The sequence below is a fragment of the Inquilinus sp. OTU3971 genome (assembly GCF_038440215.1).
Genome location: NZ_JASATH010000479.1, coordinates 1 through 239 on the forward strand (window position 1 = coordinate 1; position 239 = coordinate 239).

Sequence of the window (239 nt, forward strand, 5' to 3'; positions counted from 1 at the left end):
AGGCCGTAGATCTGGTCGTTGCCGGCATCGCCGTAAAGATACTCGGCATCGGCCGACCCGATCAGCATGTCGGCGCCGTCGCCACCATAGCCGTAGTCGCCGCCGCCCCCGCCGGTCTCGATCCGGTCGTCGCCAGCCTGGCCGTACATGTAGTCCGTGCCGGCGCCGCCGCGGAGCGTGTCGTTGCCGTCCTCGCCATAGAGGGTGTCGTTGCCGTCGCCGCCGCCGAGCGTGTCGGC

General features: G+C 70.3%; 1 protein-coding gene. It reads right to left on the reverse strand.

What is annotated here, in order from left to right; genetic code table 11:
- A partial coding sequence (locus AAHM41_RS40500; RefSeq protein ID WP_446719533.1) for a calcium-binding protein occupies positions 1 to 239 on the reverse strand: 239 nt, incomplete at both ends.